Annotated in this window: 19 protein-coding genes; 18 read left to right on the forward strand and 1 reads right to left on the reverse strand. The window is 57.5% G+C overall.

The features are described 5' to 3' along the window. Positions 1-330: 330 nt before the first annotated feature. The 16 genes from mnmG to glmS all read left to right on the forward strand — a co-directional run bounded on the left by mnmG (position 331) and on the right by glmS (position 16167). Positions 331-2229 (forward strand): tRNA uridine-5-carboxymethylaminomethyl(34) synthesis enzyme MnmG, encoded by a 1899-nt coding sequence (gene mnmG, locus ACM6IO_RS07325; protein WP_414911229.1) that lies wholly within the window; start codon positions 331-333, stop codon positions 2227-2229. After that, a complete protein-coding gene (rsmG, locus tag ACM6IO_RS07330; protein ID WP_007948096.1) occupies positions 2226-2870 on the forward strand; it encodes a 16S rRNA (guanine(527)-N(7))-methyltransferase RsmG in 645 nt (214 codons plus the stop codon). Before mnmG ends, rsmG begins: the two co-directional genes overlap by 4 nt. Before the next feature lie 18 nt (positions 2871-2888). Continuing rightward, positions 2889-3686, forward strand: a complete 798-nt coding sequence (locus ACM6IO_RS07335; RefSeq protein WP_008027543.1) for a ParA family protein — start codon at positions 2889-2891, stop codon at positions 3684-3686. Between the two features lie 9 nt (positions 3687-3695). After that, complete coding sequence (locus ACM6IO_RS07340; RefSeq protein ID WP_008027541.1) at positions 3696-4568, forward strand: ParB/RepB/Spo0J family partition protein; 873 nt, start codon at positions 3696-3698, stop codon at positions 4566-4568. A 148-nt stretch (positions 4569-4716) separates the two neighbouring features. Continuing rightward, positions 4717-5124, forward strand: a complete 408-nt coding sequence (locus ACM6IO_RS07345; protein ID WP_008027539.1) for a F0F1 ATP synthase subunit I — start codon at positions 4717-4719, stop codon at positions 5122-5124. 16 nt (positions 5125-5140) lie between these two features. After that, positions 5141-6010, forward strand: a complete 870-nt coding sequence (atpB, locus tag ACM6IO_RS07350; RefSeq protein ID WP_008027537.1) for a F0F1 ATP synthase subunit A — start codon at positions 5141-5143, stop codon at positions 6008-6010. Between the two features lie 133 nt (positions 6011-6143). Continuing rightward, positions 6144-6401 carry a F0F1 ATP synthase subunit C gene (gene atpE / locus ACM6IO_RS07355; RefSeq protein ID WP_002555987.1) on the forward strand — a complete coding sequence of 86 codons (258 nt, stop codon included), beginning with the start codon at positions 6144-6146 and terminating at the stop codon, positions 6399-6401. A 56-nt stretch (positions 6402-6457) separates the two neighbouring features. Beyond that, complete coding sequence (locus ACM6IO_RS07360) at positions 6458-6928, forward strand: F0F1 ATP synthase subunit B (protein ID WP_008027535.1); 471 nt, start codon at positions 6458-6460, stop codon at positions 6926-6928. 12 nt (positions 6929-6940) lie between these two features. After that, a complete protein-coding gene (locus tag ACM6IO_RS07365; protein ID WP_008027533.1) occupies positions 6941-7477 on the forward strand; it encodes a F0F1 ATP synthase subunit delta in 537 nt (178 codons plus the stop codon). 21 nt (positions 7478-7498) lie between these two features. Further along, positions 7499-9043, forward strand: coding sequence for a F0F1 ATP synthase subunit alpha (gene atpA / locus ACM6IO_RS07370; protein WP_008027530.1), 1545 nt, complete (start codon positions 7499-7501; stop codon positions 9041-9043). A gap of 50 nt (positions 9044-9093) precedes the next feature. Continuing rightward, on the forward strand, positions 9094-9954 hold the full coding sequence (atpG, locus tag ACM6IO_RS07375) for a F0F1 ATP synthase subunit gamma (protein WP_008027528.1): 861 nt from the start codon (positions 9094-9096) through the stop codon (positions 9952-9954). A 27-nt stretch (positions 9955-9981) separates the two neighbouring features. Then, positions 9982-11361, forward strand: coding sequence for a F0F1 ATP synthase subunit beta (gene atpD / locus ACM6IO_RS07380; protein WP_008027526.1), 1380 nt, complete (start codon positions 9982-9984; stop codon positions 11359-11361). 45 nt (positions 11362-11406) lie between these two features. After that, positions 11407-11832, forward strand: coding sequence for a F0F1 ATP synthase subunit epsilon (locus ACM6IO_RS07385; protein WP_007969909.1), 426 nt, complete (start codon positions 11407-11409; stop codon positions 11830-11832). Between the two features lie 116 nt (positions 11833-11948). After that, positions 11949-13316, forward strand: coding sequence for a bifunctional UDP-N-acetylglucosamine diphosphorylase/glucosamine-1-phosphate N-acetyltransferase GlmU (glmU, locus tag ACM6IO_RS07390; protein ID WP_192228149.1), 1368 nt, complete (start codon positions 11949-11951; stop codon positions 13314-13316). Positions 13317-13556: 240 nt separating this feature from the next. Then, complete coding sequence (locus ACM6IO_RS07395) at positions 13557-14333, forward strand: DeoR family transcriptional regulator (protein WP_008027522.1); 777 nt, start codon at positions 13557-13559, stop codon at positions 14331-14333. 1 nt (position 14334) lies between these two features. Continuing rightward, positions 14335-16167 carry a glutamine--fructose-6-phosphate transaminase (isomerizing) gene (gene glmS, locus ACM6IO_RS07400; protein WP_414911230.1) on the forward strand — a complete coding sequence of 611 codons (1833 nt, stop codon included), beginning with the start codon at positions 14335-14337 and terminating at the stop codon, positions 16165-16167. A gap of 69 nt (positions 16168-16236) precedes the next feature. Here glmS and ppk2 read toward each other — a convergent pair whose 3' ends face one another. Next, entirely contained in the window at positions 16237-17058 is an 822-nt protein-coding gene (ppk2, locus tag ACM6IO_RS07405) for a polyphosphate kinase 2 (RefSeq protein WP_192228150.1), read from the reverse strand. Between the two features lie 106 nt (positions 17059-17164). Here ppk2 and ACM6IO_RS07410 point away from each other — a divergent pair, with 106 nt between their 5' ends. Both ACM6IO_RS07410 and ACM6IO_RS07415 read left to right on the forward strand, forming a co-directional pair. Further along, positions 17165-18067, forward strand: coding sequence for a LysR family transcriptional regulator (locus ACM6IO_RS07410; protein WP_414911231.1), 903 nt, complete (start codon positions 17165-17167; stop codon positions 18065-18067). A 130-nt stretch (positions 18068-18197) separates the two neighbouring features. Then, positions 18198-18824, forward strand: a complete 627-nt coding sequence (locus tag ACM6IO_RS07415; protein WP_008041372.1) for a glutathione S-transferase family protein — start codon at positions 18198-18200, stop codon at positions 18822-18824. Positions 18825-18837: the final 13 nt, after the last annotated feature.

The raw sequence follows: 18837 nt of genomic DNA on the forward strand, positions 1-18837 counted from the left end.
ACCACCCCTTTCATCCACAGGCTTACACCGGTTATCCAAGGGCCTCATTGGCACATGACCACAGGGTTTTGATTCTCTGTACATATTGAAAACAAAGGGCTGTACGAATCTATCCACAGAAATGGTGCTCAGTAGAAATAAACATAAAAACAAAGATTTAATAAATTTCTTTCTTTTTAATTTCTATAACCCCGACTTCTCCACAGCTGGTTAAATTTTGTGCAAAGGGTTCTTTAGGAAGGGCGAAGTCCCTATACTTGTCGACCAGGTCCAAAAACCTGAGCTCAAACTATTCCTGAATTACCTACTTAAGCAGGCACGAGGTGCGTGGTGGATTTCCCTTCCCGTTTTGAAGTGATCGTCATCGGCGGCGGTCATGCCGGTACCGAGGCAGCACTGGCCTCAGCACGTATGGGGGCAAAAACCCTGTTGCTGACGCATAACGTGGAAACCCTCGGTGCCATGAGTTGCAACCCGGCCATCGGCGGGATCGGCAAAAGCCACTTGGTAAAAGAAATCGATGCCCTCGGCGGCGCGATGGCCATGGCTACCGATAAAGGCGGCATTCAGTTTCGCGTGTTGAACAGCCGCAAAGGCCCGGCCGTGCGTGCAACCCGCGCCCAGGCAGACCGGGTTCTGTACAAGGCCGCTGTCCGCGAAGCACTGGAAAACCAGCCGAACCTGTGGATATTTCAACAAGCGGCTGATGACCTGATCGTTGAACAAGAACAAGTGCGCGGTGTTGTCACCCAAATGGGCCTGCGTTTCTTCGCTGACTCCGTGGTGTTGACCACTGGCACCTTCCTCGGTGGACTTATCCACATCGGAATGCAGAATTATTCCGGTGGTCGTGCCGGTGATCCGCCGTCGATCGCCCTGGCTCGCCGTCTGCGCGAATTGCCACTGCGTGTTGGCCGATTGAAAACCGGTACGCCGCCGCGTATCGACGGTCGGTCTGTGGATTTCTCGGTGATGACCGAGCAAGCAGGTGATACGCCGATCCCGGTGATGTCGTTCATGGGTTCCAAAGAGCAGCATCCGAAACAGGTCAGCTGCTGGATTACCCACACCAACGCCCGGACCCACGAAATCATCGCAGCGAACCTCGACCGTTCGCCGATGTATTCCGATGCAGGGTTGATCGAAGGTATCGGCCCGCGTTACTGCCCGTCGATCGAAGACAAGATCCACCGCTTTGCCGACAAGGAAAGCCACCAGGTCTTCATCGAACCGGAAGGTTTGACCACTCACGAGCTGTACCCGAACGGGATATCCACATCCCTGCCGTTCGACGTGCAATTGCAGATCGTGCAATCGATTCGCGGCATGGAAAACGCGCACATCGTGCGTCCGGGCTACGCCATCGAGTACGACTACTTCGACCCGCGTGACCTGAAGTACAGCCTGGAAACCAAAGTTATCGGCGGTCTGTTCTTCGCCGGGCAAATCAATGGCACCACCGGTTACGAAGAAGCCGGCGCCCAGGGTTTGCTGGCCGGGGCCAACGCTGCACTGCGTGCGCAAGGCAAAGACGCCTGGTGCCCGCGTCGCGACGAGGCGTACATCGGCGTGTTGGTTGACGACCTGATTACCCTTGGAACTCAAGAGCCATACCGGATGTTCACATCCCGCGCCGAGTACCGTCTGATCTTGCGTGAAGACAACGCGGACCTGCGCCTGACCGAAAAAGGTCGCGAGCTGGGTCTGGTGGATGACGCGCGTTGGGCGGCGTTCTGCACCAAACGCGAAAGCATCGCGCTGGAAGAGCAGCGCCTGAAAAGTACCTGGGTTCGCCCCGGCACCGAGCAGGGCGATGCGATATCCGAGAAATTCGGCACGCCGCTGACTCACGAATACAACCTGCTCAACCTCTTGAGCCGTCCGGAAATCGACTACGCTGGTCTGATCGCCGTGACTGGCGGGGGCGCAGAAGATCCACAAGTCGCCGAGCAGGTCGAAATCAAGACCAAATACGCCGGTTATATCGATCGTCAGCAAGATGAAATCGCGCGTCTGCGGGCGAGCGAAGACACGAAACTGCCTGTGGATATCGATTACACGAACATTTCCGGTCTCTCCAAAGAGATCCAGAGCAAGCTCGGTGCGACCCGTCCAGAAACACTGGGCCAGGCGTCACGCATTCCGGGTGTTACACCGGCAGCCATTTCGCTGTTGATGATTCATTTGAAAAAACGCGGCGCTGGCCGTCAGTTGGAGCAAAGCGCTTGAGTTCGTTGGTCACCTCGCAACACGCCGAAGAGTTATCCACAGGTGCTCGCCAGCTCGGTGTCACATTGACCGAAACCCAGCACGCGCAGTTGTTGGGTTATCTGGCCCTGTTGATCAAATGGAACAAGGCCTACAACCTGACCGCCGTGCGCGATCCGGACGAAATGGTCTCGCGTCACCTGCTCGATAGTTTGAGCGTGATGTCGTTCATCGAAAACGGTCGCTGGCTGGACGTTGGCAGTGGCGGCGGCATGCCGGGCATTCCACTTGCAATCCTGTTTCCAGAGTCCCAAGTGACCTGCCTGGACAGCAACGGCAAGAAAACCCGCTTCCTGACCCAGGTCAAACTCGAACTCAAACTGGATAACCTGCAAGTTATCCACAGTCGCGTCGAAGCCTTCCAGCCTGCACAGCCTTTCAACGGGATCATTTCCCGGGCGTTCAGCAGCATGGAGAACTTCAGCAACTGGACGCGCCACCTTGGCGACGCCGATACACGTTGGCTGGCAATGAAGGGCGTTCATCCGGCCGATGAGCTGGTAGCATTGCCGGCAGACTTCCACCTCGATAGCGAACACGCCCTGGCCGTACCTGGTTGCCAAGGCCAACGCCATCTGCTGATACTGCGCCGCACGGCATGATTGGGAACACAAGCAAGAATGGCTAAGGTATTCGCGATAGCGAACCAAAAGGGTGGTGTGGGCAAAACCACCACCTGCATCAACCTCGCAGCTTCCCTGGTTGCTACCAAGCGCCGGGTGCTGTTGATCGATCTCGATCCACAGGGCAACGCCACCATGGGTAGCGGTGTGGATAAACACGGCCTGGAAAACTCGGTCTACGACTTGCTGATCGGCGAATGCGATCTGGCCCAGGCCATGCACTTCTCCGAGCACGGTGGTTACCAGCTGTTGCCGGCCAACCGCGACCTGACCGCGGCTGAAGTGGTTCTGCTGGAAATGCAGATGAAGGAAAGCCGCCTGCGCAGCGCGCTGGCGCCGATCCGTGAAAACTACGACTACATTTTGATCGACTGCCCGCCGTCGCTGTCGATGCTCACGCTGAACGCTTTGGTCGCGGCTGACGGGGTAATTATCCCCATGCAGTGCGAGTACTTTGCGCTCGAAGGCCTGAGCGACCTTGTGGATAACATCAAGCGCATCGCTGAACTGCTGAACCCGAACCTGAAAGTCGAAGGCCTGTTGCGCACGATGTATGACCCGCGCCTGAGCCTGATGAACGACGTATCGGCGCAGTTGAAAGAACACTTCGGCGAGCAGCTCTACGACACGGTTATCCCGCGTAACATCCGCCTGGCCGAAGCGCCAAGCTATGGCATGCCGGCGCTGGCTTACGACAAGACTTCGCGGGGCGCCATTGCCTATCTGGCACTTGCCGGCGAGATGGTTCGCCGTCAGCGCAAAAACTCACGCACTGCCGCTGCTCAGGCAACTTAAGGAATCCCCATGGCCGTCAAGAAACGAGGTCTCGGACGTGGACTGGATGCACTGCTGAGCGGTCCGACTGTCAGCTCGCTGGAAGAGCAGGCTGTACAAGCCGATCAGCGTGAGCTGCAGCATTTGCCCCTAGACCTGATCCAGCGCGGCAAGTATCAGCCGCGTCGGGACATGGACCCGCAAGCGCTGGAAGAACTGGCGCAATCGATCAAGGCCCAGGGCGTGATGCAGCCGATTGTGGTTCGCCCGATCGGCAGCGGCCGCTTCGAAATCATCGCCGGCGAACGTCGCTGGCGTGCCAGCCAGCAGGCTGGCCAGGAAACCATCCCGGCGATGGTGCGCGATGTGCCGGATGAAACCGCCATCGCCATGGCGCTGATCGAGAACATCCAGCGCGAAGACCTCAATCCGATCGAAGAAGCGGTGGCCCTGCAGCGTTTGCAGCAGGAATTCCAGCTGACTCAGCAACAAGTGGCCGAAGCGGTGGGCAAATCCCGCGTGACTGTGGCCAACCTGCTACGCTTGATCGCATTGCCGGAAGTTATCAAGACCATGCTGTCGCACGGTGACCTGGAAATGGGTCATGCCCGTGCTTTGCTTGGTTTGCCGGAGAATCAACAGGTTGAAGGGGCGCGACATGTTGTCGCACGGGGGCTGACTGTGCGCCAGACTGAGGCACTGGTTCGCCAGTGGTTGAGTGGCAAACAGGAGCCTGCCGAACCGGTAAAACCGGACCCGGATATCGCCCGACTCGAGCAGCGTCTGGCTGAGCGCCTAGGCTCTGCGGTGCAGATCCGACACGGAAAGAAGGGGAAAGGGCAGTTGGTCATTGGTTACAACTCCCTCGATGAGCTTCAGGGTGTGCTCGCACACATTCGCTGAAACATTTCCTCATGTAGCGTGCAGTCGGAAATCACTACCTGACAGTTGAATAGGGGCAGAACCGCCCCTATACTCTGCGCGCATTTTGTCGGCACAAATTATGCCAAGTTATTGAATTCTGGCAGCCGACCATTGGGGAGTATTAGTGATGGAAACCCGCACGCCAAACCGCTTGCCGTTCCATCGCCTGGCAGTTTTTCCGGTGTTGATGGCTCAGTTTGTCGTGTTGCTGATCGCCGCTTTGGCGCTGTGGCAATGGCACGGAGTCGTTGCCGGGTACTCAGGACTCTGCGGAGGCCTGATAGCCTTGCTACCCAATGTTTATTTCGCTCACAGGGCATTTCGGTTTTCCGGCGCCCGAGCAGCTCAAGCCATCGTCCGGTCTTTTTATGCCGGCGAGGCGGGCAAACTGATTTTGACGGCAGTGCTTTTTGCATTGACGTTTGCAGGTGTGAAGCCATTGGCGCCGCTAGCTGTATTCGGCGTCTTCGTGTTGACCCAACTGGTCAGCTGGTTCGCGCCCCTGCTGATGAGAACAAGACTTTCGAGACCTTAGGGCGTTTGAGGCAACCATGGCAGAAACAACCGCTTCGGGCTATATCCAGCACCACTTGCAGAACCTGACCTTCGGTCAGCACCCAACCGGCGGGTGGGGTTTTGCCCACACCGCAGCAGAAGCCAAAGAAATGGGCTTCTGGGCTTTCCACGTCGATACCCTCGGCTGGTCGGTCGCTTTGGGTCTGATCTTCGTTCTTCTTTTCCGCATGGCGGCAAAGAAAGCGACTTCCGGTCAGCCTGGTGCTTTGCAGAACTTCGTTGAAGTATTGGTCGAATTCGTCGATGGCAGCGTGAAAGACAGCTTCCATGGCCGTAGCCCGGTGATTGCACCGCTGGCACTGACCATCTTCGTCTGGGTCTTCCTGATGAACGCCGTCGACCTGATCCCGGTCGACTGGATTCCTCAGCTGGCCATCCTGATCACTGGCGATGCGCACATTCCGTTCCGTGCCGTATCGACCACTGACCCGAACGCTACCCTGGGCATGGCCCTGTCGGTGTTCGCGTTGATCATTTTCTACAGCATCAAGGTCAAGGGCATCGGCGGCTTCGTCGGCGAGCTGACCCTGCACCCGTTCGGCAGCAAGAACATCTTCGTTCAGGCCCTGCTGATTCCGGTGAACTTCCTGCTGGAGTTCGTGACGCTGGTAGCCAAGCCAATCTCCCTGGCACTGCGTCTGTTCGGCAACATGTACGCCGGCGAGCTGGTCTTCATTCTGATTGCTGTGATGTTCGGCAGCGGTCTGCTCTGGCTTAGCGGCCTGGGCGTAGTTCTGCAGTGGGCGTGGGCTGTGTTCCACATCCTGATCATCACCCTGCAGGCGTTTATCTTCATGATGCTGACCATCGTTTACCTTTCGATGGCGCACGAAGAGAACCATTAAGGCCAGTCTCGACTAGTCTGATGTCCCATCCGGTCAAACGGGTGGGGGCCCGAACAGGGCTATGAAACGATTTGTTTTACCGCTTTAAAATCTAAAAAACCTAAACCATACGACGTAAAAGTCGGGAGGAAAGATGGAAACTGTAGTTGGTCTAACCGCTATCGCTGTTGCACTGTTGATCGGCCTGGGCGCACTGGGTACCGCAATTGGTTTCGGCCTGTTGGGCGGCAAGTTCCTGGAAGGCGCAGCGCGTCAGCCAGAAATGGTTCCAATGCTGCAAGTTAAAATGTTCATCGTTGCCGGTCTGCTCGACGCCGTAACCATGATCGGTGTTGGTATCGCTCTGTTCTTCACCTTCGCGAACCCATTCGTTGGTCAACTCGCTGGCTAATCACTCGAACCTTCGAGTGATTGGTTTGATGTGCAACGAACGAGCGAGGTGTTGGCGTGAACATTAATGCAACCCTGATTGGCCAGTCCGTTGCGTTCTTCATTTTTGTACTGTTTTGCATGAAGTTCGTGTGGCCTCCGGTCATCGCGGCTTTGCACGAACGTCAGAAGAAGATCGCGGATGGACTGGACGCTGCCGCCCGAGCAGCTCGCGACCTGGAGTTGGCCCAAGATAAAGCGGGTCAACAACTGCGCGAAGCTAAGGCTCAGGCAGCTGAAATCATTGAGCAAGCCAAGAAACGCGGTAATCAGATCGTTGAAGAGGCTGTTGAAAAAGCCCGTATCGACGCTGACCGTGTGAAGGTTCAGGCTCAGGCCGAGATCGAGCAGGAACTGAACAGTGTCAAAGACGCGCTGCGTGCCCAACTGGGTGCACTGGCCGTTGGCGGCGCCGAGAAGATCCTGGGTGCCACAATCGATCAAAACGCGCACGCGGAGCTGGTAAACAAACTGGCTGCTGAAATTTAAGCGAGGGCGATCATGGCAGAATTGACCACGTTGGCCCGACCTTACGCTAAGGCAGCCTTCGAGCACGCCCAGGCCCACCAGCAACTGGCCTCTTGGTCAGCCATGCTCGGCCTGGCTGCAGCAGTGTCGCAAGACGACACCATGCAGCGCGTGCTCAAGGCCCCGCGACTGACGAGCGCAGACAAGGCCGCCACGTTTATTGACGTGTGCGGCGACAAGTTTGATGCCAAGGCACAGAACTTCATCAACGTCGTTGCCGAAAACGACCGTCTCCCGCTGTTGCCGGAGATATCCGCTCTGTTCGACCTGTACAAGGCCGAACAAGAGAAGTCGGTAGACGTTGAAGTGACCAGTGCTTTTGCATTGAACCAAGAACAGCAAGACAAACTCGCCAAGGTTCTCAGTGCACGACTCAACCGGGAAGTGCGCCTGCAAGTCGAGGAAGACAAATCCCTTATTGGGGGCATTGTCATCCGCGCCGGCGACCTGGTTATCGATGGCTCGGTTCGCGGCAAACTCGCGAGCCTTGCCGAAGCATTGAAATCTTGAGTTTGAAGGGGCAGCAGAGCAATGCAGCAACTCAATCCTTCCGAAATAAGTGAAATTATCAAGGGCCGCATCGACAAGCTCGATGTGACCTCCCAAGCCCGTAACGAAGGCACTGTCGTCAGCGTATCTGACGGTATCGTGCGGATTCACGGTCTGGCCGACGTAATGTACGGCGAGATGATCGAGTTTCCGGGCGGCGTCTTCGGTATGGCCCTCAACCTGGAGCAAGACTCTGTAGGTGCCGTTGTATTGGGCGCATACCAGACTCTGGCTGAAGGCATGAGCGCCAAGTGCACCGGCCGTATCCTCGAAGTTCCGGTTGGTAAGGAACTGCTGGGTCGCGTAGTCGACGCACTGGGTAACCCAGTTGATGGCAAAGGTCCGCTGAACAACACCGAGACCGACGCGGTCGAGAAAGTTGCTCCAGGCGTGATCTGGCGTAAGTCGGTAGACCAGCCTGTACAGACTGGCTACAAGGCTGTCGATGCCATGATCCCTGTCGGCCGTGGCCAGCGTGAGCTGATCATCGGTGACCGTCAGATCGGTAAAACCGCTCTGGCGATCGACGCGATCATCAACCAGAAAAACAGCGGCATTTTCTGCGTCTACGTAGCGATCGGTCAGAAACAATCGACCATCGCCAACGTGGTTCGCAAGCTGGAAGAAAACGGCGCACTGGCTAACACCATCGTCGTGGCAGCGAGCGCTTCGGAATCTGCAGCACTGCAATTCCTGGCACCGTACTCCGGTTGCACCATGGGTGAGTACTTCCGCGACCGCGGTGAAGACGCGCTGATCGTTTATGACGATCTGTCCAAGCAAGCAGTGGCTTACCGCCAGATTTCCCTGCTGCTGCGCCGTCCACCAGGCCGTGAAGCTTACCCAGGCGACGTGTTCTATCTCCACTCCCGTCTGCTGGAGCGCGCATCCCGCGTTTCGGAAGAATACGTAGAGAAGTTCACCAACGGTGCAGTGACCGGCAAAACCGGTTCCCTGACCGCACTGCCGATCATCGAAACCCAGGCTGGCGACGTTTCCGCGTTCGTTCCGACCAACGTGATTTCCATCACCGACGGTCAGATCTTCCTGGAATCGGCCATGTTCAACTCCGGGATCCGTCCTGCTGTGAACGCCGGTGTTTCGGTATCCCGTGTGGGTGGTGCCGCTCAGACCAAGATCATCAAGAAGCTCTCCGGTGGTATCCGTACCGCTCTGGCTCAGTACCGTGAACTGGCGGCATTCGCCCAGTTCGCTTCTGACCTGGACGAAGCGACCCGTAAGCAACTTGAGCATGGTCAGCGCGTTACCGAGCTGATGAAGCAGAAGCAATACGCACCAATGTCGATCGCTGACATGGCGCTGTCGCTGTATGCCGCTGAGCGTGGGTTCCTGACTGACGTTGAAATCGCCAAGATCGGCAGCTTCGAACAAGCGCTGATTGCTTTCTTCAACCGCGATCACGCCGAATTGATGGCGAAGATCAACGTGAAGGGTGACTTCAATGACGAAATCGACGCTGGCATGAAAGCCGGTATCGAGAAGTTCAAGGCCACCCAAACCTGGTAAGCCGCAGCGGGAGCCGCAAGGCTCCCGCTTGCTAACCTGATAGGTGTTACATGGCAGGCGCAAAAGAGATTCGCAGTAAGATTGCGAGCATCAAAAGCACGCAAAAGATTACCAGCGCCATGGAAAAAGTGGCGGTCAGTAAAATGCGCAAGGCACAAATGCGCATGGCTGCTAGCCGTCCTTACGCGGAGCGCATCCGCCAGGTTATTGGCCATTTGGCCAACGCTAACCCGGAATATCGCCACCCATTCATGATCGACCGTGAAGTAAAGCGCGTTGGTTATGTCGTGGTGAGCAGTGACCGTGGTCTGTGTGGTGGCTTGAACACCAACCTGTTCAAGGCTCTGGTCAAGGACATGGCGGTAAACCGCGAAAACGGCGTCGAGATTGATCTGTGTGTTGTTGGTAGCAAGGGTGCGGCTTTTTTCCGCAACTTCGGCGGTAACGTCGTAGCAGCTATCAGCCACCTGGGTGAAGAGCCGTCGATCAATGACCTGATCGGCAGCGTCAAGGTGATGCTGGATGCCTACCTGGACGGCCGTATTGACCGCCTGTCCGTGGTATCCAACAAGTTCATCAACACCATGACGCAAACGCCTACCGTGGAGCAGTTGATTCCACTGGTGGCAACCCCGGATCAAGGACTCAAGCACCACTGGGATTATCTGTACGAACCGGACGCCAAAGAGCTGCTTGACGGCTTGATGGTCCGTTACGTGGAGTCGCAGGTCTACCAGGCGGTGGTCGAGAACAACGCGGCTGAACAAGCTGCGCGGATGATCGCGATGAAGAACGCTACCGACAACGCCGGTGATTTGATCAGCGATTTGCAGCTGGTCTACAACAAGGCGCGTCAGGCTGCGATCACCCAAGAGATCTCGGAAATCGTCGGCGGCGCTGCCGCGGTTTAACGGTTCAAATATTCAGAGGATCCAGCTATGAGTAGCGGACGTATCGTTCAAATCATCGGCGCCGTTATCGACGTGGAATTCCCACGCGACAGCGTACCGAGCATCTACAACGCTTTGAGTGTAAAAAGCGATGCAGGCACCACTCTCGAAGTTCAGCAGCAGCTGGGCGACGGCGTGGTTCGTACCATTGCGATGGGTTCCACCGAGGGCTTGAAGCGCGGTCTGGAAGTCACCGACTCTGGCGCAGCCATCTCCGTACCGGTCGGTAAAGCGACTCTGGGCCGGATCATGGACGTACTGGGCAACCCGATCGACGAAGCTGGTCCGATCGCCACCGAAGAGCGCTGGGGCATTCACCGTCCTGCGCCAACCTTCGCTGAGCAAGCGGGCGGCAACGACCTGCTGGAAACCGGCATCAAGGTTATCGACCTGGTTTGCCCGTTCGCCAAGGGTGGTAAAGTTGGTCTGTTCGGTGGTGCCGGTGTAGGCAAAACCGTAAACATGATGGAACTGATCCGTAACATCGCCATCGAGCACAGCGGTTATTCCGTGTTCGCCGGTGTGGGTGAGCGTACTCGTGAGGGTAACGACTTCTACCACGAGATGAAGGACTCCAACGTTCTGGACAAAGTGGCACTGGTTTACGGTCAGATGAACGAGCCGCCGGGTAACCGTCTGCGCGTAGCACTGACCGGCCTGACCATGGCCGAGAAGTTCCGTGACGAAGGTAACGACGTTCTGCTGTTCGTCGACAACATCTATCGTTACACCCTGGCCGGTACTGAAGTATCCGCACTGCTGGGCCGTATGCCTTCCGCAGTAGGTTACCAGCCGACCCTGGCCGAAGAGATGGGTACTCTGCAAGAGCGTATCACTTCGACCAAAAACGGTTCGATCACCTCGATCCAAGCGGTATACGTACCTGCGGATGACTTGACTGACCCGTCGCCAGCGACCACCTTCGCCCACTTGGACGCCACCGTCGTTCTGTCCCGTGACATCGCTTCCCTGGGTATCTACCCAGCGGTCGATCCACTCGACTCGACTTCTCGCCAGCTGGACCCGAACGTAATCGGCCAGGACCACTACGATACCGCTCGCGGTGTACAGTACGTTCTGCAGCGTTACAAAGAACTGAAGGACATCATTGCGATCCTGGGTATGGACGAGCTGTCGGAAGCCGACAAGCAGTTGGTAAACCGTGCTCGTAAGATCCAGCGCTTCTTGTCGCAGCCGTTCTTCGTGGCTGAAGTCTTCACCGGTGCCTCGGGTAAATACGTTTCCCTGAAAGACACCATTGCTGGCTTCAAAGGCATCCTCAACGGTGACTACGACCACCTGCCAGAACAAGCGTTCTACATGGTCGGCGGCATCGAAGAAGCGATCGAGAAAGCCAAGAAACTGTAATCCCGGCGCCCGGCAACGGGCGCTAATTTAGGTTGAGGCAATCAGATGGCTATGACAGTCCATTGCGATATCGTCAGCGCGGAAGGAGAAATCTTTTCCGGCCTGGTCGAGATGGTGATTGCGCACGGTGCACTGGGTGATCTTGGTATCGCCCTGGGCCACGCGCCGCTGATCACTAATCTCAAGCCTGGCCCGATCCGCCTGGTCAAGCAGGGCGGGGAAGAGGAGGTGTATTACATCTCCGGTGGTTTCCTCGAGGTTCAGCCGAACATGGTCAAGGTTCTTGCCGACACCGTGCAACGAGCTGCCGACCTGGACGAAGCCTCCGCTCAGGAAGCCGTTAAGGCTGCCGAGAAGGCCTTGCATGAGCGGGGCGCGGAATTCGATTACGGTTCTGCTGCCGCACGTCTGGCCGAGGCTGCAGCTCAGCTGCGCACCGTCCAGCAGATCCGCAAGAAGTTTGGCCACTAACAGGCCATCACTTGTTGCGCGATTGATTAAAAAGGGTAGCCTCGGCTACCCTTTTTTCTTTTCCGATTTTCATAACCTGGTCGCAGCCGCTGACCATCCAGGATTGGTAGCCAGTCATGTCTCTTGAAATTGTTATCCTCGCTGCCGGCCAAGGCACTCGCATGCGTTCGGCACTGCCGAAAGTCCTGCATCCGATTGCCGGCAACTCGATGCTTGGCCATGTTATCCACAGTGCGCGGCAACTTGATCCACAGCGCATTCACGTGGTGATTGGCCATGGGGCCGACGCCGTACGTGAGCGACTGGCAGCCGATGATCTGAATTTCGTCCTGCAGGACAAACAGCTGGGTACTGGCCACGCGGTTGCTCAGGCAGTTCCGTTCATTGAGTCCGACACCGTCCTGATTCTTTACGGCGATGTGCCGTTGATCGAAGTCGAGACCCTTCAGCGTTTGCTCAAGCAGGTTGCGCCGCAGCAATTGGGTTTGCTGACCGTTCAGCTGGATGATCCAACCGGCTATGGCCGCATCGTTCGTGATGCTGCCGGCAAGGTGACGGCTATCGTCGAGCAGAAAGACGCCAACGAAGCCGAGCGTGCGATCACTGAAGGCAACACCGGTATTCTCGCGCTGCCGTTCGCGCAACTGGGCGGCTGGATGAGCCGTCTCTCCAACAACAACGCCCAGGGCGAGTACTACCTGACTGACGTGATTGCCATGGCAGTCAGTGATGGTCTGGTGGTGGCGACCGAGCAGCCTCACGATGCGATGGAAGTGCAGGGTGCCAATGATCGCAAGCAGCTTTCCGAGCTCGAGCGTCATTATCAACTGCGCGCGGGTCGTCGGCTGATGGCCCAGGGCGTGACCCTGCGCGACCCGGCACGTTTCGATGTCCGCGGTGACATCACTGTTGGTCGCGATGTGCTGATCGACATCAACGTGATTCTCGAAGGCAAGGTTGTCATCGAAGATGACGTGGTGATCGGCCCGAACTGCGTGATCAAGGACAGCACTTTGCGCAAAGGTGTGGTGATCAAGGCCAACAGTCATATCGAAGGCGCGATCATGGGCGAAGGCAGTGATGCCGGTCCATTCGCACGCTTGCGTCCCGGCTCCGTGCTTGAGGCTCGCGCGCATGTGGGTAACTTTGTCGAGCTGAAAAACGCTCACATGGGCGAAGGCGCCAAGGCCGGTCACTTGGCCTATCTGGGCGATGCCGAGATTGGCGCACGCACCAACATCGGTGCAGGCACCATCACGTGCAACTATGACGGTGCCAACAAGTGGAAAACCGTGTTGGGTGAGGATGTGTTCATCGGTTCCAACAACTCGTTGGTGGCGCCTGTGGATATCTCTAGCGGTGCGACCACTGCGGCCGGATCGACCATCACGCAGAATGTGGATAAAGAGCAACTGGCCGTCGGACGTGCGCGCCAGAAGAATATCGATGGCTGGAAACGGCCAGTGAAAATCAAGAAAAGCTGAGTTATCCACAGGCGTCTGCGGTGTTCGTTAGATCGCCTTCGCGGGCAAGCCTCGCTCCTACAGATAAAGTCGTACACATTATGTGGATTGACTACGATCCCGTAGGAGCGAGCGGTGCGGCGATCCGACTTGCCCGCGAAGCTTTTATCCACAGACCTTTTTATCGCCTTTAGCTTGACGAAGTTTCGCCAATAGGTTTTGATTGCTTCCGTTATCTTTCGAATCGAAACTTACCAGGTCATGTCGAAGCGCAATACACCTCAACGCCGTCACAATATCCTCGCCTTGCTCAATGAGCAGGGCGAAGTCAGTGTTGATGAATTGGCCAAGCGCTTCGAAACCTCGGAAGTTACGATTCGCAAGGACCTGGCGGCGCTCGAAAGCAATGGTCTTTTGTTGCGCCGGTATGGCGGTGCGATCACCATGCCTCAGGAACTGGTTGCCGATATCGGGCAGCCGGTTTCCAGGTACAAACAGGCGATCGCCCGTGCTGCCGTTGCGCGGATCCGCGAGCATGCCCGGATCATCATCGACAGCGGAAGCACCACGGCAGCGATGATTCCGGAACTCGGTCAACAGCCGGGCCTGGTGGTGATGACCAACTCGCTTCATGTCGCCAACGCCTTGAGTGAACTCGAGCACGAACCGGTGCTGCTAATGACCGGCGGTACCTGGGACCCGCATTCCGAGTCTTTCCAGGGGCAGGTCGCCGAGCAAGTGCTGCGCTCCTACGATTTCGATCAGTTGTTCATCGGTGCCGACGGCATCGACCTGGTACGCGGTACCACCACCTTCAATGAATTGCTGGGACTCAGCCGCGTCATGGCGGATGTTGCCCGTGAAGTGATTGTGATGGTGGAGTCCGACAAGATAGGCCGCAAGATTCCCAACCTGGAGCTGCCATGGAGCAGCGTCCATACCCTAATTACCGATGATCGCCTGCCGCTGGAGGCACGCGATCAGATACAAGCCCGCGGTATCACGCTGATATGCGCGGCTGTCAGTCAGGAGAAATAGCATGTGTGGAATTGTCGGTGCAGTCGCAGAACGTAACATCACTGCCATCCTCCTCGAAGGCCTCAAGCGCCTGGAATACCGTGGCTATGACAGCGCCGGTGTGGCGGTCTATACCAATGACCAACAGCTCGAGCGCATGCGTCGTCCGGGTAAAGTCAGCGAACTGGAACTGGCGCTCGAAGCCGAGCCGCTGGCCGGTCGCCTGGGCATCGCCCACACTCGCTGGGCCACTCACGGTGCGCCGTGCGAGCGCAACGCTCACCCGCATTTCTCTGGTGATCTGGCGGTGGTGCACAACGGCATCATCGAGAACTACGAAGCCCTGCGCGAACAACTCAAGGCATTGGGTTACGTGTTCACATCGGACACCGACACTGAAGTCATCGCCCACCTGCTGAACCACAAACTCAAAGATCTGAACGACCTGACCGTGGCCCTCAAGGCCACCGTTAAAGAGTTGCACGGTGCTTACGGCCTGGCCGTGATCAGCGCTCGGCAACCGGATCGTCTGCTCGCCGCTCGCAGTGGCAGCCCGTTGGTTATCGGCCTTGGCCTGGGTGAAAACTTCCTCGCTTCCGACCAGTTGGCCCTGCGCCAGGTCACTGACCGCTTCATGTACCTGGAAGAAGGCGATATCGCCGAAATTCGTCGCGATAGCGTGCAGATCTGGGACGTTAGCGGCAAGGTCGTCGAGCGCCAAACCGTGCAGTATCGTGACGGTGCCGACGTGGCTGACAAGGGCGAATTCCGCCACTTCATGCTCAAGGAAATCCACGAACAACCGGCTGTGGTGCAGCGTACCCTCGAAGGTCGTCTGAGCCCGGAAGGTGTGTTGGTACAAGCTTTCGGCCCACAGGCTGCCGAGCTGTTCGCCAAAGTGCGCAACGTGCAGATCGTCGCCTGCGGCACCAGCTACCACGCCGGCATGGTCGCCCGTTACTGGCTGGAAGAGCTGGCCGGCATCCCGTGCCAGGTCGAAGTCGCCAGCGAATTCCGCTATCGCAAAGTCGTGGTGCAGCCCGACACCCTGTTCGTGACCATTTCCCAGTCCGGCGAAACCGCCGACACCCTGGCCGCGCTGCGCAACGCCAAGGAGCTGGGCTTCCTCGCCAGCCTGGCGATCTGCAACGTCGGCATCAGCTCGCTGGTGCGTGAGTCCGACCTGACCTTGCTGACCCAGGCCGGTCGCGAAATCGGCGTGGCCTCGACCAAAGCCTTCACCACTCAGTTGGTTGGCCTGCTGTTGCTGACGCTGTCCCTGGGTCAAGTGCGCGGCACTTTGGCCAAAGGCGTCGAAGCCACCCTGGTCGAAGAACTGCGTCGTCTGCCGACCCGTCTGGGCGAAGCCCTGGCCATGGACAGCACGGTGGAGAAAATCGCCGAGCTGTTCGCCGAGAAACACCACACCCTGTTCCTCGGTCGTGGCGCGCAATTCCCGGTAGCGATGGAAGGTGCCCTGAAACTCAAGGAAATCTCCTACATCCACGCTGAAGCCTACCCGGCCGGCGAACTGAAACACGGCCCGTTGGCGCTTGTGGATAACGACATGCCGGTCGTGACCGTGGCGCCCAACAACGAACTGCTGGAGAAGTTGAAGTCCAACCTCCAGGAAGTGCGCGCCCGTGGCGGCCAGCTGATCGTCTTCGCTGACGAACAGGCCGGCATGACCAACGGCGAAGGCACCCACGTTGTGCACATGCCGCACATCCACGACATTCTGTCGCCGATCCTCTACACCATCCCGTTGCAGTTGCTGTCGTACTACGTCGCGGTGTTGAAAGGCACAGACGTTGACCAGCCGCGCAACCTGGCGAAGTCAGTCACCGTGGAATAAGTTATCCACAGCTGAATCGAGGGGCAGGGCTCCTGTTGTTCACAGGACCTTGCCCCTTTTACATTCAGCTCAGAATTTTTCCTCTATCAATCGCAGTGGATAATTCGGCTCTCGATAGCTGCCTGGTTTCTGGCGTTTGGGCAACTTCACAGGCTCCCTCGGAACATCCTTATAGGGAATGCGGCTGAGCAGGTCGGTGATGATGTTCAGGCGAGCCCGTCGCTTGTCATTGGAGTTGGCCACGAACCAGGGGGCATGTTCGGTGTCGGTCATCTTGAACATGTCGTCACGGGCGCGTGAATAGTCGTACCAGCGGCTGTATGACTTGAGATCCATGCCGGTGAGCTTCCAGATTTTGCGTCCATCCTTGATGCGTGCCTGAAGACGTCGTGTCTGTTCCTCTTGGCTGACCTCCAGCCAATATTTGATCAGGATGACGCCTGAATCGACGATTGCACGTTCCACCAACGGAATCGACTTCAGGAAACGGTCAACCTGCTCTTGGGTGCAGAACCCCATCACGCGTTCAACGCCCGCACGGTTGTACCAACTGCGATCGAAGATCACCACTTCGCCAGCCGCCGGCAGATGCGGCAGGTACCGCTGGACATACATCTGGGTTTTCTCACGTTCGGTCGGCGCGCTCAACGCCACCACCCGAAAGATGCGCGGGCTCACCCGTTCAGTCAGGGCCTTGATTGTCCCTCCCTTGCCGGCACCGTCGCGGCCCTCGAAAACAATGCACACCTTGATCCCTTTTTGCCGTACCCACTCCTGCAACTTGACGGTTTCGACGTGCAGTCGGCGCAGTTCTTCCAGGTAGTCCTTGTTAGTCATCTTCGAGCTGTCGGCAGCGTTCTGCTTAAGCGGGCGCTTCTTATCCTTTGCCATAATCAAGACCTCGCAAATTCCCGGTTATGTCAGACTAGATTGTTTTGAACGCCGTATTGGATTCGCAGCCTGACGGTAGCGATTATCTGAGTAGAGGACATACCCAGTGGACCGATTCCAGGAAATGCAGGTCTTCGCCGCCGTCGCCCAGGACCAAGGTTTCTCGGCTGCGGCGCGGCGTTTGGGCCTGTCGGCGGCCAGTGTTACCCGTGCCGTGGCCGCGCTGGAAAAACGCATTGGTGCACGGTTGCTGACGCGCACCACCCGCAGCGTGCATTTGAGCGAGGCGGGTCAGCGGTATCTCGAAGACTGCAGGAGGATTCTTGCCGAGGTGCAGGAAGCGGAGGATTCAGCTGCGGGCAGTCATGCCGAACCCCGTGGGCAACTGACGATCACCGCGCCAGTGTTATTTGGCGAGTTGTTCGTTACGCCGGTAATGGTGAGTTATCTGAAGCAGTTTCCTGAAGTCTGCATCAACGGCTTGCTGGTCGATCGGGTAGTGAGCATGGTCGAGGAGGGGATTGATGTGGCTGTGCGCATCGGTGAATTGCCCGACAGCAACCAGCACGCGATCCGCGTCGGCGAAGTACGGAGGGTGATTTGCGCTGCTCCGCCATTTCTGGAGACGCAGGGCAGGCCGGTGCATCCTCAGGATCTGGCGCGTGCACCGGTTATTTCGACGTCCGCTATTGGTCAGCTTAAAAGCTGGCCTTTTCAGGATGCGCGCGAGCCACTTAGCGTGCGGGTTGAATCGCGATTGGTGGTGACGGCGAATCAGGCAGCCATTACGGCTGCGTGTCTCGGGCTGGGATTCACCCGTGTCCTGTCTTATCAAGTCGCCAGTAAAGTCGCTTCCGGCGAACTGGAAATCGTATTGGCTGACTTCGAACTGCCGCCATTGCCCATCCATGTGGTGTATCAGGGCGGCCGCAATGCGCCGGCCCGGATTCGCAGTTTTGTCGACTTCACGGTGAAAGCGCTGCGGGAACACCCGGCCTTGCAGGGCTGATGGGTTATTGCACTGGCTGAAATAATTGATTGCGTTTGCTGGTTATTCTGTTGTTTTGGTTGGGAGTGGAAGATGGCTCCCATCGGCGCTGATCGTTTCAGAACGGCGCCACCACCCAGCGGAGTCGACCATGCAAGCGATCAAACTCTACAACTTCCCACGTTCCGGCCATGCTCACCGTGTGGAGCTGATGTTATCCCTGCTGCAACTGCCGACCGAGCTGATCCTGGTCGATATGGCCAAGGGTGCGCACAAACAGCCGGATTACCTGGCGATCAACCCGTTCGGACAGGTCCCCGCCATCGACGATCAAGGCGTGGTGCTGGCCGATTCCAACGCGATTCTGGTTTACCTGGCGAAAAAATACGGTAACGGTCGCTGGCTGCCAGACGACCCGCTCGGCGCCGCCAAGGTTCAACGCTGGTTGTCAGTGGCGGCTGGACCGATTGCCTTTGGCCCGGGCCGGGCCCGGTTGATCACGGTGTTTGGCGCGCCTTACAGGGCTGAAGAGACGATCGCTTACGCCCACGTCTGGCTCAAACTGATCGATCAGGAACTGGCGGATACGGTTTACCTGACCGGCAGCGAGCCGACCATTGCCGACGTGGCCGCCTACAGTTACATCGCCCACGCACCGGAAGGCAACGTGTCGCTCGAGGACTACGCCAACGTGCGAGCCTGGCTGGCGCGCATCGAAGCCTTGCCAGGGTTTGTCGGCATGCCGCGCACCGTCGCCGGCCTGCAAAAAACTGCCTGATACCTGCGGCCCG

It is taken from the genome of Pseudomonas sp. IT-P44 (assembly GCF_949768225.1).
Classification (GTDB): Bacteria; Pseudomonadota; Gammaproteobacteria; order Pseudomonadales; family Pseudomonadaceae; genus Aquipseudomonas; species Aquipseudomonas migulae.